This window comes from Paraburkholderia sp. (genome assembly GCF_035656215.1).
Lineage (GTDB): Bacteria > Pseudomonadota > Gammaproteobacteria > Burkholderiales > Burkholderiaceae > Paraburkholderia.
Map to the genome: position 1 here is coordinate 1 of NZ_DASRSY010000401.1, position 17,423 is coordinate 17,423.

Annotated in this window: 15 protein-coding genes and 5 tRNA genes; 15 read left to right on the forward strand and 5 right to left on the reverse strand. The window is 60.6% G+C overall.

Annotation, left to right across the window (positions count from 1 at the left end; genetic code table 11):
- The 4 genes from VFE81_RS23365 to VFE81_RS23380 form a co-directional block, all read left to right on the forward strand.
- On the forward strand, positions 1-664 hold a 664-nt coding region (locus VFE81_RS23365; protein ID WP_325046860.1), incomplete at its 5' end, for an ABC transporter permease subunit.
- Positions 661-1,767 (forward strand): ABC transporter permease, encoded by a 1,107-nt coding sequence (locus tag VFE81_RS23370; protein ID WP_325046861.1) that lies wholly within the window; start codon positions 661-663, stop codon positions 1,765-1,767. The genes VFE81_RS23365 and VFE81_RS23370, both read left to right, overlap by 4 nt.
- 5 nt (positions 1,768-1,772) lie before the next feature.
- Positions 1,773-3,398, forward strand: a complete 1,626-nt coding sequence (locus tag VFE81_RS23375) for a dipeptide ABC transporter ATP-binding protein (RefSeq protein ID WP_325046886.1) — start codon at positions 1,773-1,775, stop codon at positions 3,396-3,398.
- A 136-nt stretch (positions 3,399-3,534) separates the two neighbouring features.
- On the forward strand, positions 3,535-4,200 hold the full coding sequence (locus VFE81_RS23380; protein ID WP_325046862.1) for a C40 family peptidase: 666 nt from the start codon (positions 3,535-3,537) through the stop codon (positions 4,198-4,200).
- Between the two features lie 185 nt (positions 4,201-4,385).
- On the opposite strand, the gene VFE81_RS23385 is transcribed toward VFE81_RS23380, so the two are convergent.
- Positions 4,386-5,357 carry a patatin-like phospholipase family protein gene (locus VFE81_RS23385; RefSeq protein ID WP_325046887.1) on the reverse strand — a complete coding sequence of 324 codons (972 nt, stop codon included), beginning with the start codon at positions 5,355-5,357 and terminating at the stop codon, positions 4,386-4,388.
- Positions 5,358-5,748: 391 nt separating this feature from the next.
- Here VFE81_RS23385 and gltX point away from each other — a divergent pair, with 391 nt between their 5' ends.
- The 7 genes from gltX to VFE81_RS23420 all read left to right on the forward strand — a co-directional run bounded on the left by gltX (position 5,749) and on the right by VFE81_RS23420 (position 8,681).
- Positions 5,749-7,158, forward strand: coding sequence for a glutamate--tRNA ligase (gene gltX, locus VFE81_RS23390; protein ID WP_325046863.1), 1,410 nt, complete (start codon positions 5,749-5,751; stop codon positions 7,156-7,158).
- Between the two features lie 122 nt (positions 7,159-7,280).
- Positions 7,281-7,356, forward strand: a tRNA-Ala gene (locus tag VFE81_RS23395).
- 164 nt (positions 7,357-7,520) lie between these two features.
- A tRNA-Glu gene (locus VFE81_RS23400) sits at positions 7,521-7,596 on the forward strand.
- 82 nt (positions 7,597-7,678) lie between these two features.
- Positions 7,679-7,755: transfer RNA gene (locus VFE81_RS23405), tRNA-Asp, on the forward strand.
- A gap of 61 nt (positions 7,756-7,816) precedes the next feature.
- Positions 7,817-7,892, forward strand: a tRNA-Glu gene (locus VFE81_RS23410).
- A gap of 94 nt (positions 7,893-7,986) precedes the next feature.
- Positions 7,987-8,063 (forward strand) — tRNA-Asp (locus VFE81_RS23415).
- A 153-nt stretch (positions 8,064-8,216) separates the two neighbouring features.
- Positions 8,217-8,681 (forward strand): GNAT family N-acetyltransferase, encoded by a 465-nt coding sequence (locus tag VFE81_RS23420; RefSeq protein ID WP_325046864.1) that lies wholly within the window; start codon positions 8,217-8,219, stop codon positions 8,679-8,681.
- A gap of 74 nt (positions 8,682-8,755) precedes the next feature.
- Here the strand turns inward: VFE81_RS23420 and VFE81_RS23425 are convergent, their stop codons facing one another.
- Entirely contained in the window at positions 8,756-9,625 is an 870-nt protein-coding gene (locus VFE81_RS23425) for a helix-turn-helix transcriptional regulator (RefSeq protein WP_325046865.1), read from the reverse strand.
- A 262-nt stretch (positions 9,626-9,887) separates the two neighbouring features.
- Here VFE81_RS23425 and rraA point away from each other — a divergent pair, with 262 nt between their 5' ends.
- Positions 9,888-10,382, forward strand: coding sequence for a ribonuclease E activity regulator RraA (gene rraA, locus VFE81_RS23430; protein WP_325046866.1), 495 nt, complete (start codon positions 9,888-9,890; stop codon positions 10,380-10,382).
- A 52-nt stretch (positions 10,383-10,434) separates the two neighbouring features.
- Positions 10,435-10,836, forward strand: coding sequence for a gamma-glutamylcyclotransferase family protein (locus VFE81_RS23435; protein WP_325046867.1), 402 nt, complete (start codon positions 10,435-10,437; stop codon positions 10,834-10,836).
- A 235-nt stretch (positions 10,837-11,071) separates the two neighbouring features.
- Here the strand turns inward: VFE81_RS23435 and aceB are convergent, their stop codons facing one another.
- Both aceB and VFE81_RS23445 read right to left on the reverse strand, forming a co-directional pair.
- Positions 11,072-12,682 (reverse strand): malate synthase A, encoded by a 1,611-nt coding sequence (aceB, locus tag VFE81_RS23440; RefSeq protein ID WP_325046868.1) that lies wholly within the window; start codon positions 12,680-12,682, stop codon positions 11,072-11,074.
- Between the two features lie 83 nt (positions 12,683-12,765).
- Positions 12,766-13,590: a haloacid dehalogenase type II gene (locus tag VFE81_RS23445; RefSeq protein WP_325046869.1), complete on the reverse strand. Its 825-nt coding sequence runs from the start codon at positions 13,588-13,590 to the stop codon at positions 12,766-12,768.
- 175 nt (positions 13,591-13,765) lie between these two features.
- Between VFE81_RS23445 and VFE81_RS23450 the strand changes: the two genes are divergently transcribed.
- Entirely contained in the window at positions 13,766-14,668 is a 903-nt protein-coding gene (locus VFE81_RS23450; RefSeq protein WP_153135388.1) for a LysR family transcriptional regulator, read from the forward strand.
- 224 nt (positions 14,669-14,892) lie between these two features.
- A complete protein-coding gene (locus VFE81_RS23455; RefSeq protein WP_325046870.1) occupies positions 14,893-15,327 on the forward strand; it encodes a universal stress protein in 435 nt (144 codons plus the stop codon).
- A gap of 341 nt (positions 15,328-15,668) precedes the next feature.
- Here VFE81_RS23455 and aceA read toward each other — a convergent pair whose 3' ends face one another.
- Positions 15,669-16,973 carry an isocitrate lyase gene (aceA, locus tag VFE81_RS23460; protein ID WP_325046871.1) on the reverse strand — a complete coding sequence of 435 codons (1,305 nt, stop codon included), beginning with the start codon at positions 16,971-16,973 and terminating at the stop codon, positions 15,669-15,671.
- Positions 16,974-17,423 lie beyond the last annotated feature (450 nt).

The window sequence follows — 17,423 nt, forward strand, 5'->3', positions numbered from 1 at the left end:
TTATCTGATATCGGTGCCCCTCGGTATAGCCAAAGCGGTGCGCAACGGCTCGCGTTTCGATATCGCAACGAGTCTCGTCGTGTTGGTCGGCTATGCCATTCCGGGCTTCGTGCTTGGCGTGCTGTTGCTGGTGCTGTTCGGCGGCGGCAGCTTCCTGCAACTCTTCCCGCTGCGCAATCTCACCTCGGATAACTGGGCTCAGTTGAGTCCTGGCGGCAAGATCGTCGACTACCTGTGGCATATCACGTTGCCGATCACGGCCTCGGTGGTGGGTAGCTTCGCCGTCGTCACGATGCTGACGAAGAACGCTTTCCTCGACGAAATCCGCAAGCAATACGTGTTGACCGCGCGCGCCAAAGGTTTGTCGGAAAAGCGCGTGCTGTGGAAGCACGTGTTTCGCAATGCATTGCTGCCCCTGATCGTCGGTTTTCCGGCGGCGTTTATCGGTGCGTTTTTTACCGGCAGTCTGCTGATCGAGACGCTGTTTTCGCTCGACGGACTCGGCTTGTTGTCGTACGAATCGGTAGTGCGGCGCGACTATCCGGTCGTCCTCGGCACGCTCTATCTATTCACGCTGATCGGTCTTGCGACCAAGCTGATTTCCGATCTTTGCTATGTGTGGGTCGATCCCCGCATCCAATTCGAACAACTGGAGCGCCGATGAATCGAGCCCGTCTTTCAGCCGATGCGGCGGCGCGCACCGAACCGGCTCGCGCGTTCGTGTCGCCAACACCGGCGCGTCGCGTCTGGCAGCGTTTTCGTCAGCAGCGTCTTGGCTACTGGAGTCTGATCATCTTCGTTGTCGCGTTTGCGGCGAGCCTCGCCGGGCCGCTGTGGTCGAACGACAAGCCACTCGTGGTGCGCTACGAAGGCCAGTTGTATTTTCCGATGTTCAAGGCCTACGCGGAGACCACCTTCGGCGGCGACTTCCCAACACCCGCCGATTATCTCGATCCGTATATCAAGCATCGTTTCGACACGCCGGGTAACTTCGCGGTGTATCCGCCGAACCGGTACTACTACGACACGCTGAATTATTTCTCGAAGGCGCCGAATCCTGCGCCGCCGTCGCGCGATAACTGGCTCGGCACCGACGACCGCGGCCGCGACCTCTTCGCGCGTCTTCTGTACGGTTTTCGCGTGTCGGTCGAATTCGGGTTGGTGCTGACCTTGATCGGCACCGTACTCGGGATTGCCGCGGGCGCCGTGCAGGGTTACTTCGGAGGACGTATCGATATCGTCGGGCAGCGTCTGATCGAAATCTGGAGCGCCATGCCGGAGCTTTACCTGTTGATCATTTTCTCGTCGATCTTCGAGCCGGGGTTCATTCTGCTGATCGTGCTGCTGTCGTTGTTCGGCTGGATTGGTTTGTCCGATTACGTGCGCGCGGAGTTTCTGCGCAACCGTCACCAGGACTATGTGCGCGCCGCGCGGGCGATGGGGCTCTCGAACTGGCAGATTATGTGGCGGCACGTTTTGCCCAACAGCTTGACGCCTGTGATCACGTTTCTGCCGTTCCGTATGAGCGGTTCGATCCTCGCGCTCACCAGCCTCGACTTTCTCGGCCTCGGTGTACCTTCGCCGACGCCGAGCCTGGGCGAACTGCTTGCGCAAGGCAAGGCGAATCTCGACGCATGGTGGATTTCGTTATCCACTTTCGGCGTGCTGGTCGCGATGCTGTTGCTGCTGACCTTCATGGGCGATGCCCTGCGCAACGCGCTGGACACCCGCATTTCCGATGCCATGCGCGCGGGAGGCAACCAGTGAGCGCCATGGTGGAAAACAACGCAAAACACGGCATGACGCCGCCGCTGCTGGAACTCGATCATCTGCATGTGACCTTCGGCGACACGGTGGCGGTGAACGACGTGACGCTCGGGATCCAACGCGGCGAGCGTGTCGCACTGGTCGGCGAATCTGGCTCGGGCAAGAGCGTGACCGCACTGTCGATCCTGCGTCTGTTGAGCGACGCACAAGTGAGCGGGTCGATCCGTTTCGACGGCGAAGATCTGCTCGCCAAAAGCGAGCGCGAGATGCGCGGCATGCGTGGCTCGGATATCGCGATGATCTTTCAGGAGCCGATGACAGCGCTCAATCCGCTCTATACGGTCGGTGACCAGATTGCGGAGACGATCGTCGTGCACGACGGCGTAACGGCGAACGAGGCGCGTAAGCGCGCCGTGGCGTTGCTGGGGCGCACGGGCATTGCCGAGCCTGGCAAGCGTGTGAACAGCTATCCGCATCAGCTCTCAGGCGGTCAGCGGCAGCGCGCGATGATCGCGATGGCGCTCGCATGCCGCCCACGCCTGTTATTGGCCGATGAGCCGACAACGGCGCTCGACGTGACGATCCGCGCGCAGATCGTCGATCTGCTGCTGGCGTTGCAACGCGACGAAGCCGAGAAACGCGGTATGGCCGTGCTGCTGATCACGCACGACCTGAATCTGGTGCGGCACTTCGCGCAACGCATCGCGGTGATGGAGAAGGGCGTACTCGTGGAAAGCGGGCCGGTCGAGCAGGTGTTCGAGTCTCCGCAGCATCCGTACACGCAACGTTTACTGGCGAGCCGTCCGCAGCGCACGGTGGTCCCTGTGCTGCCGATTTCACCGGTGCTGCTCGAAGCGCGCGCTGTCTCAGTCGATTTCAAAACGAAACTGCCGGGCTTGAGCGGCTGGTTCCGCTCGGGACACTTTCGCGCGGTCGCCGACGCGAATGTGTCGGTGCGCCAGGGCGAGACGCTGGGGATCGTCGGCGAATCGGGTTCGGGTAAATCGACGCTCGCGATGGCCTTGCTCGGTCTGCAACGCACCGCGCACGGCGAAATCGAGTTTCAGGGCAGGGCGCTCGGCAGCTATCGCGGTGCCGAACAGACCGCCTTGCGCTCGAATATGCAGGTTGTCTTTCAGGACCCGTTCAGTTCGCTGTCGCCTCGCCAGACCATCGAACGGATCGTCGGCGAAGGGCTGGCGCTGCATCGGCCGCAAATGAGCCAGGAGGCGCGGCACGATAAGGTGGTTTCGGTTCTGCGCGAAGTCGGTTTGGACCGGACGGTGCTGTACCGCTATCCGCATGAGTTCTCCGGCGGCCAGCGTCAGCGGATTGCGATTGCGCGCGCTCTGGTGCTGGAGCCACGCATTCTGATCCTCGACGAACCGACCAGTGCGCTCGACGTGTCAATCCAGCAGCAGGTGCTGAAGCTGCTCGCCGGGTTGCAACAGAAGTACAACCTCGGTTTCGTTTTCATCAGTCACGATCTGGCCGTGATCGGGGCGATGGCGCATCGTGTCGCGGTCATGCAAAACGGTTCGATCGTCGAAAGCGGGGACGTTGAGCAGATTTTTGCGACACCGGCGCATCCTTACACTCGAAAGCTGCTGAAAGCGGCGCTTGACCACTGATTTTGCACTCTTTCACCAATTGGGTGCGTGTCTCGATTGTATTTTTCTATTTGTTTTGACACGTGAATACTTACTGGCTAGTATCGACCAAACTTTTTCCGTAGCCCACTGATTTTTAGGCAAAAAATACCGACCAATGCAGCACAGAAACCTAACCCAGGCTTGCACGCGCGTCGTCGCCGGGATGTTCATTGGCGTCTTGATGGCAGCAGCTCCCGGCGCTTTCGCCGACGAAGTAAGCAGTTTTAATCAAAATGCCTCATATTCGACCCCGAGCGGGTCGAATTCTTTGTCACCCCTCAATTCGCAATCCACCGCTCCCGACAGCGACGGCGGCGCCAAATCGTTCCTGTCCGGCATGGCCGGAAAAGCGGGCGACGTGGTGGTCGGCGCGCTGAACATGATCGGCGTTCGCTACCGTTGGGGTGGTAATACGCCCGATTCGGGGCTCGATTGCAGCGGTTTCGTTCGCTACGTGTTCCAGGACACGCTCGGTATGGCGCTGCCGCGCCGCGCCGAGGAAATGAGCCGCGTCGGCGAAAAGGTTCGCGTCAGCGACCTGAAACCGGGCGATCTGGTGTTCTTCAATACGATGCGCCGTACGTTCTCGCACGTCGGCATCTACATCGGCGACAACAAGTTCGTGCATTCGCCTTCCACGGGCAGCACGATTCGCGTCGACGATCTGGATAGCGGCTACTGGGAAAAGCGTTTCACGGGTGCACGCCGGATCGAGACGTCCTATCAAGACGGTGAAGATCTGCGCAAGCGCGTGAATGCCTCGATTGGCGGTAATCAGTAACTGATTGAGCCCGCACCGGCGGTTTGGGTATGAAAAAAAGCCTGCTTCATTTGAAGCGGGCTTTTTGCATTTGAGCCCTTGCCAGTGTGCCGGTGAATCATCCGCGCCATACCCAGGCTGTGTCGGCGCTGCGTGCGTGAAGACAGCCGTCGCGCCGGTCGTTGTAACGGCGCCGTCCTGACGGATTAAGTCGCGATGCGGCTCGCCGCCAGTTTGCGTTGCAACTCCGGCATCATCTTTGCCACCGCTTCCTCTCCGGCCAGGATCGCTGCGTTGCGCTGCGAGAAATCGCTACCGCTCATGGCCGCCAGATTCGGCCGGATCACGATGTCGGCGTACTTTTCGAGTTCATAGGTCTTGATCGTCTGGCCCATGATCGTGAAAGTCTGCATCAGCACGTCGAACGAACTGACCGTGAGGCCGCTTTCCGGGCGCTGCGAGATGTCTACGGCGATCACGAAATCCGCGCCCATTTTGCGCGCGAACGAGGCAGGCACCGGGCTCACCAGGCCGCCGTCCACATATTCGTGTCCGCCGATTTTCACCGGCTCGAAAATCGACGGCACGCTGCATGATGCGTGCACCGCAATGCCGGTATTGCCGCGCTGGAACAGGATCGGCTGGCCGGTCCTCAGATCGGTGGCGACCACGCCGAGCGGCTTGACCATCTTCTCGATCGGACGATTGTTGAGCGTCGTATTCAGGTAGTTCTGCAGCGCGACGCCTTGCAGAAAGCCGCGCGTGCGAAACGGCATGGCCCAGTCGCTGATCGACGCTTCGTCCATGGTCAGCGCGAGCTTGTTGAGCGCAAAGCCGTTCATCCCCGAGGCGTACAGCGCACCGACTACCGAACCCGCGCTCGTGCCGGCCACCAGATCGATCTGGATATTGCGCGCCTCGAGCGCCTTGATCACGCCGATGTGCGCGAAGCCGCGCGCGGCGCCGCCCCCTAGCGCGAGCCCGACGCGGATCGCTCGCTGCGGTTTGTCGAGCGGTGGCGTATTGGTGGTGGGCGTGGTGGCAACCGGTGTGCTATCGGTCTTGCTGCCGCCGGTCGTGGTGCAGGCGGCCAGTACCGCGGAGGCGGCCGCCAACGAAAAGTTGCGACGGGCGAGGCGAGGGGATGACGGTTTCAACGGGTTCTCCAGCAACGGCATGGGTGACGCAATCGGCGCCGCCTGTGCCGCGATCAGGCGGATAGTCAAACGGACAGAATCGCCGATGGCGATTCCGTGCGCTATGGTTCTATCCCCACCCGCAGCGCGCGCACATCATAAATCAAAGCGCAGGATGCGCGTTGGCCCGGTAATGAAACGTTGCAGAGGAAGGTCTTGGGCGTCCTGAAGCACGCTTCGCGAGTGTCTTGTGTGCTGCCATTGGCCATTTGGACGAGGGCAGGCAACACGTATTCGGAAGGTATAATTCGGCTCTCGTATTTATTTCCTTCGTGTCCGTGCAAGGCGTTTTCTGCCACGGACGCGGTCCGCTGCCGCGCTTCACTGGCGATTTCTGCTACAGCGCCGGCGCCTGTCTTCCGAGTAACCGCTAATGACCACCTCCGTCCGTACCCGTTTCGCACCGAGTCCCACCGGCTTCATCCACCTCGGCAACATTCGCTCCGCGCTTTATCCGTGGGCGTTCGCGCGCAAGATGAAAGGGACCTTCGTGCTGCGGATCGAGGACACCGACGTCGAGCGCTCCACTTCTGAATCCGTCGACGCCATTCTCGAAGGCATGGCGTGGCTCGGCCTCGATTTTGACGAAGGTCCGTTCTACCAGATGCAGCGCATGGACCGTTACGGCGAAGTGCTCAAACAGATGCAGGACGCAGGGCTCGTGTACCCGTGCTACATGTCCACGGAAGAGCTGGACGCACTGCGCGAACGTCAGCGTGAGGCCGGCGAAAAGCCGCGCTATGACGGCACGTGGCGCCCGGAACCCGGCAAGGTCTTGCCGGAGCCGCCGGCGGGCGTGCAGCCCGTGCTGCGCTTCCGCAATCCGCTCACGGGTGTAGTCGCATGGGACGACGCCGTGAAGGGACGCATCGAAATCTCGAATGAAGAACTCGACGACCTCGTGATCGCGCGCCCGGACGGCACACCGACCTACAACTTCTGCGTGGTGGTGGACGATCTGGACATGCGCATCACGCACGTCATTCGCGGTGACGATCACGTGAATAACACGCCGCGCCAGATCAACATCCTGCGCGCGCTAGGCGGTGAGCCGCCGGTCTACGCGCACTTGCCGACCGTGCTGAACGAGCAGGGCGAGAAGATGAGCAAGCGTCACGGCGCGATGAGTGTGGTGGGTTATCGCGACGCAGGCTTTCTGCCGGAAGCCGTGGTCAACTATCTGGCGCGTCTGGGCTGGTCGCATGGCGACGCGGAAATCTTCACGCGTGACCAGTTCGTCGAATGGTTCGATCTCGAGCATCTGGGCAAGTCGCCGGCTCAGTACGATCACGACAAGCTGAACTGGCTCAACGCGCACTACATCAAGGAAGCGGACAACGCGCGCCTCGCGGAGCTTGCAAAGCCTTTCTTCGCCGAACTGGGCATCGACGAAGCCGCCATTGCACAAGGTGCCGATCTGACGTCGGTGGTGGGCTTGCTGAAGGACCGCGCGTCGACGGTGAAGGAAATCGCCGAAAACGCCGCGATGTTCTATCGCGTGCCGGCGCCCGAAGCCGATGCGCTAGCGCAGCACGTCACGGATATCGTGCGTCCGGCGCTTGCCGATCTGGCGGCTTCGCTCAAGACGGTTGAGTGGACCAGGGAAGCGATCGCTGCGGTATTGAAGGCAACGCTCGGCGCGCACAAGCTGAAGATGCCGCAACTGGCCATGCCGGTTCGTCTGCTGGTGGCGGGCACCACGCATACGCCGTCGATAGACAGCGTGCTGATGCTGTTCGGTCGCGATGTTGTAGTGAGCCGTATCGAAAAAGCGTTGGCTTAAGCGCGTTCGTGCGCGCCTTGAGATTGTTTGCATGCGACTTGCGAAAAAAGTCGCATGCAATTGCTCAAAGGGTATTTACAAAGCGCAAATTGGCCTCTAAAATCTCGTTTCTGTTCTGCAAGGGGGGTATAGCTCAGCTGGGAGAGCGCTTGCATGGCATGCAAGAGGTCAGCGGTTCGATCCCGCTTACCTCCACCATCAGAGCAGAGTGAAGTGGTTCCGAAGTCTGGAGCTTGTAGCAAAAAAGACTTCACAAACGGCTGTAACGTAGTTAGAATATTGGTCTTTGCTGCTGACGAAACGAAGTTAGCGTAAGTTAAAGTGAGTTAGCAGCAAGATAAAGACAGATCTGAAAAGATTATGTCCCCTTCGTCTAGAGGCCTAGGACATCACCCTTTCACGGTGAGTACAGGGGTTCGAATCCCCTAGGGGACGCCAAACATCAGCGTCGCTTGGAAGTAATAAAGCAGCGCAGCTTGCAGAGAAAAAACCAACGCTCGCAAGTCATGATAGGCAAACTGGAGTGGTAGTTCAGTTGGTTAGAATACCGGCCTGTCACGCCGGGGGTCGCGGGTTCGAGTCCCGTCCACTCCGCCAGACAAAGCCCGTTCATACAAACTTGAACGGGCTTTTTCATTAAAGGTGTAAGCAGTACGTTGTCCCCTTCGTCTAGAGGCCTAGGACATCACCCTTTCACGGTGAGTACAGGGGTTCGAATCCCCTAGGGGACGCCAGGACATCGGCGTCGCTCAGTGCGCAACATGAGTTAGCAGCTGAGCGGTGCAGTTGGTGAATGAGCAAAGCTCAGAAGCCACGGTGCAAAAATCTGGAGCGGTAGTTCAGTTGGTTAGAATACCGGCCTGTCACGCCGGGGGTCGCGGGTTCGAGTCCCGTCCGCTCCGCCAGATTTTAGAAAGCCCACTTCGAAAGAAGTGGGCTTTTTTTATTTCTGCCGTCAGTTTGCCCGGGTATCGTCTGGGTATGCTCGGGACAAACAGCCATTGCCAGCGCGCGCGGCCTGTTTTACCGTTGACCCGACTCATCTTCGTCGTTCCATCATGTTCGATCCAACCGAAGCTCCGTCACTGTTTCATCTGCGCAGCGCCAGCATGGACGATTTCGAGTTCGCCGAGGCGCTGACTCGCAATAACATGGGTGGCTACTATCGTCGGCACCATCTGGTCTGGCGTGGCGATCTGTTTCTTGGCAGCTGGCGCGAGTCGGAGAATTTCATTCTCGAAGTGGACGGCCAGTCGATCGGCGTGCTGCGCATCACGCAAGAAGGCGATTCCCTGCATATTCGCGACGTGCAGATTGCTGAAGGGCATCGGCGGCTCGGCGCCGGCACGTATCTTCTCGATATGTCCCATCAGTGGGCGCGCGAGCGCGGGTTGCGCGAGTTGCAGTTGCGCGTGTTCGTCGACAATCCTGCCGCGCGGCTGTATCAGCGCAAGGGGTATAAGCTGACTGGACCGCGTCTGGCGCAACTCGGGGCGATCCGTCATCTGGCGCGGCGTGTCTGACTCAACGCGTCTGACTCACTGAGTTTGCCCCACCGCATCTGACGAAACGCGGCTAGCGGTTGCGAACTATGCCGTCATTTTCGCGCGGTCTCTTCGTCAGCCTCTGTATCACTACGATCCCCGCTCTCCACACGATGCTCCGAGCCACGTTCGATGAACGCGCGTGGACTTTCGCCGAACGCCCGCCGGAACATCGCCGAGAACGCACTCTGGCTCTGGTAACCCAGTTCCTGCGCGACATGTGAAAGCGGCCGCCCTTGGCTCAACAGCGGAATCGCGCGCGCCAGAACCGCCTGCTGACGCCATTGCGAAAAACTCACGCCCAACTCCTGACGAAACAGCCGCGCAATCGTGCGTGTGCTCGCCCCCGCGCTCGATGCCCATTGTTCGAGCGAATCGCCGTTCGTCGGGTCTGCGATCACCGCCTCGCACAACGCGCGCAAGCGCTTCTCGTTGGGCATCGGCACGGACAGAGGGAGCGGCTCCGAACGCGTCAGTTCGTCGAGCGCGAGCGCGCCTAGCAACTGTTCGCGCGTCGCCGAGATGTCAGGCGTATCGAGCGCGGCGATGACTTCGCGCAGCAGATCTGATACTTCGACCACGCGCGGCGTATCCAGTCCGGCCGGGACGGTGCTTTCGGTAATGTAGAGCGTGCGCAGAAATGCATCTTCGACTGCGACCACTTCGTGTGTCACATGCGGCGGCACCCAGATCGCCCGGGACGGCGGCACCATCCACGTCGTACCGGTCGTCGCGACCCGCAGCACGCCGCGCGACGCATAGGCCACCTGTGCCCACGCGTGCGTGTGTCGTGCGATACGCCAGCCCGAAGGCATCAGCCGCGAGCGCACGCGGATCGGGTGTGATTGCGTCGGCTGGAACTCGGGCGGGATGTCGGCGAAGTGGCTCCGGCTCGACTGGATTGAGTCAGTGGGCGAATTCATGTTGAAGAACGATCCAATGGATGGAACTCAAAAACGCAGAGCCTGCAAATACGGAGCCCACGAGCACGGAGCGCCCGGCACCGAGTCTTCAGGCGCAGAGCGCTGGGAGCACAGACCCGAAGGCACAGACCCGAAGGCACAGACCCAGAGGCACAGACCCAGAGGCACAGACCCAAAACCACCTTAGGCTTCCCATTGTAGGTGTTACGCCGGTGTCAACGTTGCATAATGTCCTGATTGCACGGATCCCGAGGAGAACGCCATGAGCTTTGCAACCGCTGACCTGTGCGACGCGCACGAGGACCAACTGGCGCTCGGAACGCTGCGCGTCCTCGAACCGGTCTTTCATCTTTTCAGCCGCGCCGAGTGTTTCAGCGGCGAGGCGGTCACGCTAAAGGTGTTCGAAGATAACGCGCTGGTCCGCGCCACGCTCGAGGAGAAGGGCACGGGCCGGGTGCTGGTGGTCGACGGCGGTGGCAGTCTGCGTTGCGCGCTGGTAGGCGGCAATCTCGCGCAAATTGCCGAGCAGAATGGCTGGGCGGGCATCGTGCTGAACGGCTGTGTGCGCGATACGCTGGAGCTCAATGAAGTCAATGTCGGGGTGGCGGCGTTGGCGACCTGTCCACGGCGTGGCCAGAAGCTCGGCACGGGCGAGCGCGACGTGCCGGTACAATTGCCTGGCGCCCTGGTACGTCCGGGCGAATGGATCTATGCGGATATCGACGGCGTGCTGGTAGCGAGCGCGTCGCTGAACTGAATCCTCGGCAACAGCCAAGGTATCAACCCGTAATCAAGGAGAGCAAACGACGATGCAGACCGTCTTTGTATACGGCACGTTGCGGGCCGGTGAAGTGAACGACCTCGGTGAGGCTGCGGCGCGCAACGACATTGCCGCACCGAATCTGCTCGGCACGGCCACGGTGCGCGGCCATCTATTCGACTTCGGCTTGTATCCGGGCCTTGTGGTCGATGAAGCGGGCGTGGACGTCGTAGGCGACGTCTACGAAATCGACGATGAACTGGTTGCGGTGCTCGACGAGATCGAAGCCGTGTATCCCGGCGTCGAAGATCGTTTCCTCGCGCGAGAAGTGATAGTGAAAGTAGACGGTAACGTCGTGAATTGCCGCTTCTATCCGGTCGCGCCCAATGCGGTGAAGGGCTTACCGGAAATCAGATCGGGTGATTGGGTCGAGTATCGCAGCGCGCGTTGAGGAGACACGCAACTAGCCGACTGCACGCTCGCCACTAGCACATGACGAACGCATAACGGGTGTACGGCGAGCGCATAAAAAAACGGCCCGGCAGGCATACGCCTGTCGGGCCGTCCGGTCGGTCAGCCTTGCGACCCGGGCCGCTCTTTCATCTTGCGTGGCTGGTGAAAGCGGGCCTGGTACGACGTCGTTATTGCGGGCAAATGAGGCTGATGCATGAGGCCGTTCAGACGCCTCAGATTTCCTCGTACAGCGGCAGCGTCAGGAAGTCGGTGAACTGCTCCGACGTCGACATCTCCTCGAAGATTTGTGCGGCACTATCGTACGGCTTCGTATCGCCGCCGACTGCCTGCTTCACCTTGTCGAGCTCTTGCGCCGACAACTCGCTCACCAGCTCGGCCGTGACCTTGCGGCCGTCTTCGAGCTTGCCCTTCGGTGAGCGAATCCATTGCCACACTTGCGAGCGCGAGATTTCCGCGGTAGCGGCGTCTTCCATCAGGTTGTGAATCGGCACGCAGCCGTTGCCCGCGAGCCACGAACCCAGGTAGTGAATGCCGACGTTGATGTTGTTGCGCAGACCGCCTTCGGTGATCGGCGCTTCCGGACGGAATTCCATCAGGTCGGTGGCCGTGACGAGCACGTCGTCGCGTTGCTTGCCGATCTGGTTCGGTTTGTCGCCGAGCACCTTGACGAATTCTTCCATCGCGATCGGCACGAGCCCCGGATGTGCGACCCAGCCACCGTCGTAACCGTCGCCGGCGTCGCGCGCCTTGTCGGAGCGCACACCGCCCATCGCCTTGTCGTTCGCCGCCGGGTCGTTCTTGATCGGGATCAGCGCGCTCATGCCGCCGATTGCCGGTGCGTTGCGGCGATGGCAGGTCTTCAGCAACAGCAGCGCATAGGCACGCATGAACGGTGCGGTCATCGTGATCTGCGAGCGGTCGGCGAGGCAGAAATCGCGGTCGTTCTTGAACTTCTTGATCGCCGAGAAGATGTAGTCCCAACGGCCGGCGTTCAGACCCGAGCTGTGTTCGCGCAACTCATACAGGATCTCGTCCATTTCGAACGCGGCGACGATCGTTTCGATCAACACCGTCGCGCGAATCGTGCCACGCGGCACGCCGACGGCTTCCTGTGCGGCGAGGAAGATGTCGTTCCACAGACGCGCTTCCAGGTGGCTCTCCATCTTTGGCAGATAGAAGTAGGGCGCCGTGCCGCGCGCGACCTGTTCCTTCGCATTGTGAACCATGAAGAGCGCGAAATCGAAGATGCCGCCGGAAACGCGATTGCCGTCCACCGTCACGTGCTTTTCGTCCAGATGCCAGCCGCGCGGACGCACGATCAGCGTGGCGACCTTGTCGTTCAGTGTGTAGGACTTGCCGTTCTGTTCGAGCGAAATCGTACGGCGCACCGCGTCTTTCAGATTGATGTGGCCGGTAATCTGGTTATCCCAGCTCGGCGCATTCGAATCTTCGAAGTCGGTCATGTACGAATCCGCGCCCGAATTCAGCGCGTTGATGATCATCTTGCGCTCGACCGGCCCGGTGATTTCCACGCGGCGGCATTGCAGATCGTGCGGCAGCGGGGCGATCTTCCAGTCGCCTTCGCGCACGCTTTTCGTTTCGGCGAGGAAGTCGGGACGCTCGCCGGCGTCGAGTCGCTTCGTGCGTTCCACACGCGCCTGCAACAACTGCTGACGGCGCGGTTCGAACGTGCGATGCAGCGCGGCGACGAGCTCGAGCGCTTCGCGGGTGAGGATTGCTTCAAAGCCCGGCTTGATCTCAGCCGTGATTTCCATGCCCTGCGGCAGCTGCAGCGATGACTGCGATGACAGCGGATTCGCCATGGTTTCTCCTTGGTCGGTCAGATTGCAAAGGTGCAAATGTTGAGATGCGGTTGAATTGCGTTGCGGGATCCAGGTGGTAGCCGTCATGCGCCAGGGCTGTGGCGCGTGCGGTTGCCTCCGGGATTGCCGGTGCCGCTATTGCGGTCGGGCGACGCGAGGGACTTCAGAAAAGCGAGCAGATCGTTCATGCCTCCGCCCGTGCCATGCGGCGTGACGCCCAGTTCTTCGACTGGTGCGTTTTGCCGGTTAAGCCAGAAAGTCGTGAAGCCGAACCAGCTCGCGCCTGCCACGTCCCATCCGTTCGACGACACGAAGACAATCTCGCGCGGCTCTACGTTGAAGGCTTGCGTGCCGAGCGCGTAAGCCGTGGGTGAGGGTTTGTAGGCGCGCACTGTGTCGACGGATAGAACATGGTCGAACAGACCCGTCATGCTGGCGCTCTTCACGGCGATATCGAGCATTTGCGGATTGCCGTTCGAGAGGATCGCGAGACCGGGCCGTGAGCCGGGTTTGCCGTACGCAGACGCAGACGATGCCGAAGGCGTGCCGCGCAACTGGCGCAGCGCGGGCACGGTATCGGGGAAAGCGGACAGGCACGCATATTCGTCCATCAGACGCTTCTCCGCCGCGCGGCTCAGCGTCAGATGCAGTTTCTTGGCGGCGAAGCGCAAGGCGTCGAGCGTGATGTCCCAGAACGGCCGGTAATGCGTGCCGGGTGCGTCGGCCGGATCGGCGAGCGTACGCAACTGCGTGTATTCGATCTGTTTTTGGCGCCACAACTGCGAGAGCGCATCGCCGTGGCCGGGAAACATCTGCTCCGCGGCAGCGATCACCGAATGCACGTCGAAAAGCGTGCCGTACGCGTCGAAAATCACTGCTTTAGGGAAAGGTGTCGTTGTGGCCGACATTGCCGTGCACTCCTATCAGAGGTCAGGACGAATTGTATTAGTGATGCTATGCGCTAAAAAAGAGGCTAAAGATCACTTGATCTTTTACTTTCATACACATAATCTGACGCGCACCGACCACTTTCCCGCGCAATGCCCGAGGGACTTCCTTCGAGGCGTTGCGGCTCCGCTACCCATGGATCGTTTCAAGCAGATCGAGACTTTCGTTACCGTCGCGGCCAAGGGCAGTCTGTCCGCCGCGGCTCTGGCCGAGGGCGTGGCGCCCGCAATCATCGGCCGTCGCATCGATGCGCTCGAAGAGCGTCTTGGCGTCAAATTGCTGGTGCGTACCACGCGCAAGATCACGCTGACCTTCGAAGGATCGGCGTTTCTCGAAGATTGTCAGCGCGTCATCCACGACATGCAGAACGCCGAGGCCAGCGTGTCGGCGGGCGGCGTGAAGGCGAGCGGCCATTTGCGGCTGTCGGCGCCGGCCGGCTTCGGGCGCCGGCATGTTGCGCCGCTGGTGCCGGCCTTCACCGTCGCGCATCCGGATGTGTCTATTACGCTCGACCTGTCCGACCGGCTGGTCGACCTTGTCAACGAAGGGTTCGACTGCGCCGTGCGGCTCGGCGAGTTGCCCGATTCGTCACTGGTGTCGCTCAAACTCGGTGAGAACCGCCGCGTATGCGTGGCTTCCCCATCGTATCTGAGCCGGCGCGGTTCTCCGCACACACTGGCCGATCTCGCGCATCACAACTGCCTCGCGCTCGGCGCGAGTGCCAATCAGCAGCGCGGCTGGATGTTCCAGCAGGGCGACAAGGTGGTGTCGATCAAGGTGTCCGGCACGATGGAATGCTCGGACGGTGCCGTGCTGCATGAGTGGTGCCTCGAAGGTTATGGGCTCGCCTGGCGTTCGTGGTGGGAGGTCGGCACGGATATCGCGGCTGGCCGGCTCGTTAGCGTGCTCGACGAGTTCGCCGCCCCGCCGATCGGCATCCATGCGGTTTTTCCGCAACGCCGGCATTTGCCGCTGCGGGTTCGGCTGTTTCTGGACTTTCTCAAACATACGTACGGGCATCCTGATTACTGGAACTGAGCATGGCGGAGCCGTGCCCGCCGTCCGGCGATCGGGTGGGAGGATCTTGCCCCGCTCTGCACAACCGTCGCGCAGGCCCGCGCAACGGGTTTCCGATATGCGGAAAGACCCGCACGACGGCCTTACCCGCATTTCTGCGAACTACAATCGATTGAAGCGGCTTCTATGCCGAGCCTCGTGGAACGCTGACGCCGCGCTGCGCAAAGCCGGCGACGGAGGGCATCATGTTCAGGCACATCCTGGTTCCGACCGATGGTTCAGACCTGTCACGCAAAGCGATCAACGGCGCCATCGATCTCGCGCAGGCCGTCGGCGCTCGCGTCACTGCCTACGCCTGTCTGCCGCAATATCCCTACTCGCCGTTCTCCGATGTTGTGATCGAGCCGCCGCTCGAGTTTCTGCAACGCAGCGAGCGTGAAGCGCGCGTGCATCTGCGGGAAGTGGAGTTAGCCGCGCACCGAGTCGGGGTTGCGGTCGAGAGCCACACCAGCGTGCATCCGGCACCCTATCTCGGTATCATCGAAGCGGCCGAGCAGGGCGCCTGCGACGTGATTTTCATGGCTTCGCACGGACGGCGCGGCCTCGGCAGCTTGCTGATCGGCAGCGAGACGCAGCGGGTCCTGACGCATACGAAGATCCCGGTGATCGTGTATCGCTGAGGTGCACGCTCGCGATTGTCGTCGCGGGCAGGTACGACATAGCAAAAAAAAACGCGCCGGCGATGAGGCCGGCGCGTCCTATGCTCGCCGCACAATGCGTTGTGCTGGCTTTGTCTCCGCTGTCGACCAGAGTTGGCGCTTTAGCGCTTACTCTGGTCACATGCAAAGCGCGTTACTCCGCTCCCATGCAAGATGGTGCTGCTGCCATCTCTCCCAGATCCAGCCATCAGAGCAGACCCGCGTACTCCAGCCCTGATGGCTTTGCTCCTCCCTGACGGCGACCCTCTACGGGGTCGCTTTTTGTCTGCCTTGCCGTTCTCGCGATCAGATCGCGGGGTGTCTTAAGCGACCTTCTTGTCGAAGAACTGCTCGTCTTCCGTCGAACCGTGCAGCGCGGTCGTCGAAGCGTCGCGTTCGACCGTTTGCGTCACAGCGTCGAAGTAACCCGTGCCAACTTCGCGTTGGTGCTTGACCGCGGTGAAGCCCTTTTCGGCCGCTGCGAATTCAGCCTGCTGCATTTCGACGAAGGCGGTCATCTGGTTGCGGGCATAACCGTACGCCAGGTTGAACATCGAGTAATTCAGCGCGTGGAAGCCGGCCAGCGTGATGAACTGGAACTTGTAGCCCATTGCGCCGAGTTCGCGCTGGAACTTGGCGATGGTTGCGTCGTCCAGGTTCTTCTTCCAGTTGAACGACGGCGAGCAGTTGTACGACAGCAGTTGGTCCGGGAATTCCTTGTGGATCGCGTCGGCGAATTTCTTCGCGAACTCGAGGTCCGGCTTGCCGGTTTCGCACCAGATCATGTCGGCGTACGGCGCGTAGGCGAGGCCACGCGAGATCGCCTGTTCCAGACCCGGCTTCGTACGATAGAAGCCTTCCACCGTGCGCTCGCCTGTCAGGAACGGCTTGTCGTTGTCGTCAACATCCGACGTGATCAGGTCGGCAGCTTCAGCGTCGGTGCGAGCCAGCAGCACGGTCGGCGTGCCCGAGACGTCGGCGGCCAGACGCGCGGCGGTCAGCTTAGCGATGTTTTCGCGGGTCGGCACGAGCACTTTGCCGCCCATGTGACCGCACTTCTTCACGGAAGCGAGCTGGTCTTCGAAGTGCACGCCTGCAGCGCCGGCTTCGATCATTGCCTTCATCAGTTCGAACGCATTCAGCACGCCGCCGAAGCCGGCCTCCGCGTCGGCCACGATCGGCGCGAAGTAGTCGATATAGCCTTCGTCGCCCGGATTCTTGCCTTCCGACCACTGGATCTGGTCAGCGCGCGTCAGCGTGTTGTTGATGCGCTTCACAACGAGCGGCACCGAGTTCGCCGGGTACAGCGACTGGTCCGGGTACATTTCACCGGCCACGTTCGCATCGCCCGCCACTTGCCAGCCAGACAGGTAGATCGCCTTCAGACCAGCCTTCACCTGTTGCATGGCCTGGTTGCCGGTCAGCGCGCCGAGCGAGTTCACGAACGGCTCGTTGTTGACGCTTTCCCACAGCTTTTCCGCGCCGCGCTTGGCCAGCGTGTGCTCCACTTGCACCGAGCCGCGCAGACGGATCACATCTTCAGCGGTGTACGTACGCTTCACTCCTTTCCAGCGCGGATCGGTTTCCCATTGCTGTTGAAGTTGCTTGGCTTGTTGTTCGCGGGACATGGTGTGCTCCTTGGTTGCCTGTAATGGATAAGTGACTCTTGTCTTCGTCGAAGCGGCTGGCCCTTTAAGGCGTTTCGTTTCGTGAAGTCTTATATAAGAGTCTAGGCAAATCGACCGCCTCGCAATAGCGCCTGAGGGGTGTTTTTTAATATTTATTGTGTTTAAAAATCAATGGTTTATTTATAGCGTTTCACATTAAGAAACGCCTTTTCCCATCTTGCAATAGCGCATCTTGTGCCTTGCAGCACGATTTTTTACGACGCAAAAAAATTTTCCACATCGTGAAATTTCGACAGTTGCCAAAGTAGGGGCGAAAAAAAACCGGCGCCTGAGCACCGGTTTCTTTCGACTGACGGGCGGCGCGGGGCCGTCCGGGTCTTTTTTCAGGCCGCCTTACGTGCTGAACGAGCCACGTAAATAGCGTTTGCCTGATGACTGCTGGGTCGCTGC